Origin of the sequence: Methanobrevibacter sp., from assembly GCF_045541095.1 — an archaeon.
Lineage (GTDB): Archaea > Methanobacteriota > Methanobacteria > Methanobacteriales > Methanobacteriaceae > Methanocatella.
On the sequence record NZ_JAZQIJ010000122.1, the window covers coordinates 1 to 7,147 of the forward strand.

Consider the following 7,147-nt stretch of genomic DNA (forward strand, 5'->3'; position numbering starts at 1 on the left):
GTGAAATTAGCACTTTCATTAACACCTAAAACACCTTTATAAGTGAAAACATCACCCTTAAGTTCCCACAAATCATGATTATCATAATCAACCAAAGTCAATTTACCAGAATCATAGATTTCACTTACAACCACATCAGCCAAAGCACAATCACCAGCATTATTAACAACAACCATGAAATAAACATTATCTCCAATAACAACAGTGTTGTTTAAAGCCAATTTAGTAACAGTCATGTTAGGACTAATAACAAGAGTGTCATTGCTTGCAGTTTTGTTTCCAGTTAAATTGGAAGATGCATTAACAGTATTAACAACAGTACCATTCACCATAGTAGTAAACCAAACAGTGAAATTAGCACTTTCATTAACACCTAAAACACCTTTATAAGTGAAAACATCACCCTTAAGTTCCCACAAATCATGATTATCATAATCAACCAAAGTCAATTTACCAGAATCATAAATTTCAGAAACAGTAACATTACCTAAAGCACAATCACCAGTATTATTAACAACAACCATGAAATAAACGTTATCGCCAATAACAACAGTTTTGTTTAAAGCCAATTTAGATACAGTCATATTTGGACTAATAACAAGAGTATCATTTTTAGCAGTTTTGTTTCCAGTCAAGTTAGAAGATGCATTAACAGTATTAACAACAGTACCATTCACCATAGTAGTAAACCAAACAGTAAAGTTAGCACTTTTATTAACATCTAAAACACCTTTATAAGTGAAAACATTACCGTTACGTTCCCATAAATCATGATTATCATAATCAACCAAAGTCAATTTACCAGAATCATAAATTTCAGAAACAGTAACATTACCTAAAGCAAAATCACCAGTATTATTAACAACAACCATGAAATAAACACGGTCACCAACAACTACAGTAGTATTCAATGCCAATTTTGTAACTGTCAAGTTAGCAATTATATTATTGATAACAGTTGTTGTATTGGTTGCATTGAAAATTTTGTTTCCTGTTTCATTGGTTGTTAAATTGACAGTGTTTACCAAAGTACCATTCACTTTAGCGTTGAATGTTATAGTGAAGTTTGTGCTTTGATTTGCACTTAAATTACCTTTATATGTGAAAACAATGCTAGTGAAGTTAACTAATCCCTCACCAGGTAAAGTAACATTATAGGTTGTAATTTTACCTATAGTCCAATTACCCTGATTTGTATAATTAACATACTGCAATTCAGAAGTCCTGAAAATCTCAGTAATAGTCACATTATGCAAAGTCCTGTTTTCCAGGTTGTTTACAACAACTATAAAACTAACATTTTCACCGACACGTACTGTTTCATTTACAGTTAACTTTTCAAGCAATTTGTAAACGAGAGTTGTATTTGTCGCATTGAAGATTTTACTTCCAGTTTCATTGGTTGTTAAATTGACAGTATTTACTAAAGTGCCTGTTTTCAGTGTTTTAAAGGTAATTGTAAAGTTAGTGTTATTATATGCACTTAAATTGCCTTTATATGTGAAAACAATGCTAGTGAAGTTAACTAATCCCTCACCAGGTAAAGTAACATTATAGGTTGTAATTTTACCTATAGTCCAATTACCCTGATTGGTATAATTAACATACTGCAATTCAGAAGTCCTGAAAATCTCAGTAATAGTCACATTATGCAAAGTCATATTTTCCCTGTTGCTTACGACAACAACAAAATCAACGTTATCACCTATAACAACAGTTTCATTGACAGTTAATTTTTCAACCAGATTAATGACTAAAGTTTCATTTTTAGCAGTGAGAATGAAATCTTTAGTTTCATTAGTTGTCAGATTGACAGTATTTACCAATGTGCCTAATTTCAATGTTTTAAAGGTAATTGTAAAGTTTGTGCTCTGATTTGCACTTAAATTGCCTTTATATTTGAAAACAATACTTGTATAATTGACTACATTATTCTTGGATATAGTAACATTATAAGTTGTTATATTGCCTATAGTCCAATTGCCCTTGTTGGTATAGTCAAGATACTTCAATTCAGAAGTCTTGAAAATCTCAGTAATAGTCACATTATGCAATGTGAAATTGTACTGATTTGTTACGGTTACAACAAAATCAACGTTATCGCCAAGGCCGACAGTCTTGTTGACTGTTAATTTCTCAACTAAACCTTTTACTATAAAAGTAGTGTAGTTGTAAATCTCAGTGTAGTATGTACTTTCCCTATATAACGCTAAAACAGTATACTTTCCAGGATCCAAAATACCTTTAAGTTGTGTTAAAGGCACATTAACAGTACCGTTAATATTTGTTTTGTTAATTGAGTAATAATTGCTCACTTTTCCGGATCTGTTGAAAGTGTATATTCCTGTAGTTTCATTATATTTAACTTTAGTTATGATTCCTGATTCATTGAAAACATATTCATCGCTTGTGGAATTGTAATAAACTTTGGTTATTGCACCTGATTTATTAAATGTATATTCCATGCTTTCCCCTTTAGGAGAAACTTGAAGTGAGGTTATTACACCTGACTTGTTGTTAATGTACATTCCAGAATCCGGATCGTAGGTAAATACAGTACTTTTGCCTGCCCTATTGACGATTATCTTATCATCTACATGGTCAGCTTCAAATATAGGCTGAACAATATAATCGAACCTGTTGACTTCACTGCCGTTTCCGTTGTAGACATATTCACCAGTCTCTTCGTTATAAGTGAAATTGCCTGCGCCAGTGTAGAGAATCAGTGTGATTACCTGATTGTTTTCAAAGTCATAAAGATATATGTCTTCAGCATTAGGACCTACAACAGGAGCCATGTATCTTGAAGGGGTTTGCTTATCAATAACTTTTCCGTCAATTGTGTAGAACGGATATGTGATATTGTAAACCAGGACTTTACAAGCACCGTCCTTGTTGTGGATAGCATTTGCAATATTGTCCCCACCTTGAAGTCTGACACTGATTGTTATATTGTCAGTCTGATTGAATTTAGTGTTGTTTAAAGGAACAATCGGTAAATAGTAGGAATGTGCCTGGTTATCATAGAAAGTGGAGTTGTACACTTTCAGTGAAGAATCCTGAATATAAATTGAAGATCCATTCATTGCAGTATTATTGTAGAAGTTTCCTTGAATATCTGCATGGGAATCTATCAGAAAATTAAGTTCGTTGGAAATGTGAAATGCTCCACCTTCTCCCCTATCAGGATATCCGAAAATATCACCTATAGCACGATTGCTGTCAAAAGTGGAATTTTTAACTACAAGATTTTCACAGCACATTACATGACAAAAACCACCATTTTCAGCAGTATTGTTATATGCTGTTACATTATCCATATAAACTTCCCCACTCATGACAAATATGAATACTCCTCCACCATTGTCCTGAGCATAATTTGAAGATATATAGTTGTTAGTGAAGTTTACTAAACTATCATAAGAACTAGCTTCAATAGCTACTCCACCACCATTACAGTATGCCTCATCAGTTGGATCCAATGCCTTGTTGAAAGTAATGTTATTGTTGAATAAGAAGACATCATCTCCAGTTATATACATTCCACCACCATTTAATGCAGTGTTGTTTCTAATAGTGGAATTCTGAATAGTAGTGTCATCACCTTCAATTTCAAAACCACCACCCATATTGGCAGTGTTATTGATTGCAGTGAAATTATCAAATAGAGAATGGCTTCCTACTACATAAACTGCACCTGCTTCATCTTTAGCACGATTATTGGACACGCTTACATTGATTATTCTGGCGTTGTCTCCTCCTCCAATGTTCAATGCTCCACCTCTGAATGTAACATTGTTATTATCCATGGTACAATTGATTACAGTAGTGTCACTACCACGAATGAAAGTGGAACCTCCACGATAACCTTTGTTGTCGTTAGAAGTGAGGTTAACTATAGTACATCCATTACCTTTAATATCCAAAGCTCCACCTAAACCGGTGTCATAAGTACCATTATACAGAGCAGTATTGTTGTTGAATTCACCTAATTCAATGCGAACATGATTACCTTCAATATAAGCACCACCACCGTTTTGTGCAGTGTTATTGTCTGCGGTTACATTGAAGAATGTAGTTCCATCAGCAAGTACAAAAATTCCTCCACCCGTGGTATTTGCCCAGTTGTCTGATACGGTAACGTTGATGATTCTAATGTTTGTACCGTTACCAACATTCAGTCCTCCACCTCTGATATGAGCAGTGTTTCCATTAAAAGAGGAGTTTACAACATAAGTGTCATCACCTCTGATAAATGCGGAACCACCACGGTCAGCGGTGTTGTTGTCGGCAGTTACGTTGATTAACTGACAGTTTTTACCCCAGATGTTCAGGGCACCACCACGACCTGAGATGTCAGATTCGTTTCTGAAAGCTTCATTGTTGTCGAAAGTGGAATACTGTACTATAGCATTATCACCACGAACGAATGCTCCTCCTCCACGTGCAGCAGAGTTATTGTTTGCAATAATATGGTCAAACAAAGCATTTTCAGTAATCAGATAGATTGCTCCACCTTCAGTACCTGCATTGTTTTTTGTAATATTAGTGTATAGGAACTCTGTCGGGTAAGATGTTGCGTTGATGAAAAATCCACCACCCTCTGAATGGGCAGTGTTGTTTTCCACATCACAATTTTCCACATGAGTAGTAGCAATGATATACAAGTCAACTGCTCCTCCTCTGTCTGCAGTGTTATTGTAAAACTTACTGTCAACAATGTCTACATGTTCAATGTGAAACATGTGAAGAGCTCCACCTTGAGCCCTATCATCACTACGCGGACCTTTAGCAGTATTGTTGATGAAAGTTGAATTTTCATAACGTAATGTTGGTCTTGGACTTACAATATCATCAATTGTTACATCAATAGCACCACCATTACCGTAAAAAGCAGTGTTATTGATAAATATAGAATCGTATGTGTTGAAGGAACCTCTTAATGCTCCTCCATATGAACCTTCGTTTTCTCTGAAGATAGAATTGTATACGCTTACCTGTTGAACACAGGACCAAATAGCTCCTCCACCATTTGGAACATCCCTACCTTCATCAGCGCCCACACTCAGTGCAGTGTTGTTAATGAAGATTGAATCGTAGAAATTCCATCCAGCAGCGTCATTGTCCACTCTTACAGCACCACCACCAATGTTAGCAGTGTTATTGATAAATGTACAGTTTGTTACAGCTCCATTCAAACTTCCTACAGCATCAATAGCACCACCATAATCAGTATTGTTACCGTTTATGAATGTGATGTTTTCAAAATTCACATTGTTTGCATGGTTAACTGTGAATATTCCGGATTTTCCTTCAGCATCTAAAACGGCACCGTTACCGACAATGGCAATCGGCTTATCGATTACCATACTGCCGCCGATGTCATTGAGATATGTCTTATCTTTCAGTATTAAAACCTCTCCAGGCTCTGCATTATTGATTGCTTCCCGGATACTTGAAAAATTATCTCCTTCCACAATATTTACACCGAAAGTACCTTCTTTGGTTTTGCCATCCAAATAAGTAGCAGTGTATCTGTATTTTGCAAGAGGAAGGTCTGAATAATCATATCTGGTTTGTCCTTTATCATCAGTTTCATTTAGAGTGACTGTTTTGATAGGGTTCCCGTTAAGATCATAGATATCTAATTTTATCTCTTCACCGACTATAGGAACTTTTGATCCGTCACCGGAAGCTCCTTCAATATTACCTACAACGATATTAGTGTAATCTGTTGATAAGGTAAATGTCAATTCAGGATATCCTCCAAGAACGTTTAAATCAGTTACTCCACCAAGGTTACAGTTTGAAACTTTACCGTTACCGCTACCGGCAGCAAAAATTGCCTTACCGGAAGCAGCAGTATTGTCTACAAAGTTACAGTAGCTCATATCGGCATTATTACAATTATCAGCAATGTAGATAGCTCCACCATTAGTTGTAGCAGAGTTATCTGTGAAATTACAGTTTGTTATGGTAGCGTTATCATTGTAAACACTTATGGCACCACCAGTATTAGCGTTATTATCAGTAAAATTACAGTTTTCAACATTTATGTTTGGTGATTCTATATATACTGCTCCACCGTGACCAGCTTTGTTAGATTCAAAATTACTGTTAGTAATACTTGAACCTGAACCAGCCAAAGCAATTGCACCACCAAACAAATGATTTGCAGTGACTTCGTTACCTGTAAAGTAACAGTTATCAACTACAGAATTTTCGCCTCCAATATATACGGCTCCACCATTAGCATTACTTCCTTTATTATTGGTGAAGTTGGAATTTCTCACTGTAAGAGTTCCAGCACTATAAATAGCTCCAGAACTACCTGCAATGTTTGAATCAAAATTACATCCATCAATTTCATTGTCTGAACCTTCAAAGTAAATTGCTCCACCTATTCCAGTCCATCTACCTTCATTATTTGTAAAATTACAATTACTAATCATAGTATTTGTAGCTGAACCGGACCCGTGAATTGCTCCACCATTATTATACTGACAACTCTCAAAAGCACAATTATCAATTGTACATCCTGATGAGCCTATATAAACTGCAGAACCGGGTCCATTTCCACCGTTGGAATTTACTATTTTAACATTATTTAAAGTAATTCCTGCTGCATTGAAGCTAAATACTTTAGCATGATTTGCATTGATGGTTGAAAATCCATCAGGATTAGAACTACTTCCACCACTAATAATAATATTGGGAACATTTACGTTAATTATTTGATTAGGATCCCATTCTCCCCAATTGGATGAAATATCCTTATTTCCAAGATAGATTGTATCTCTATCTTGAACTGTCCCTCCTTCAATTAAATTTTTAAGGTCCTGAACCGTGGATCCCGAAAAATCATGAGGTGCAGACAAAACATCATTGTCTGCAGATTCCACAATTGGAACCAACATTTCACCACCACCCTGCGTAGCTGATACGGTATTATTCAATGCCGAATCTTCAACTGCACATGCAGCCCCCATAAAAGATACGAAAAAGAATAATATCAAAATAATAAATAGCGTATTGTATTTTTTATTTTTGATACTATCTCCTCCCTTTGTAATACAATTTTTTACTTACACATATAATAAATCAAATTTATTATACCGGCCTAGAAAAAAATCTAGACAAATGTAAA

The 7,147-nt window shown here is 35.2% G+C and carries 1 protein-coding gene; it reads right to left on the minus strand.

Annotation, left to right across the window (positions count from 1 at the left end; genetic code table 11):
* Window positions 1–6,989, minus strand: a 6,989-nt coding sequence (locus ACKI2P_RS05095) for a right-handed parallel beta-helix repeat-containing protein (protein WP_407375621.1), incomplete at its 3' end; no start/stop codon positions are given.
* Window positions 6,990–7,147: the final 158 nt, after the last annotated feature.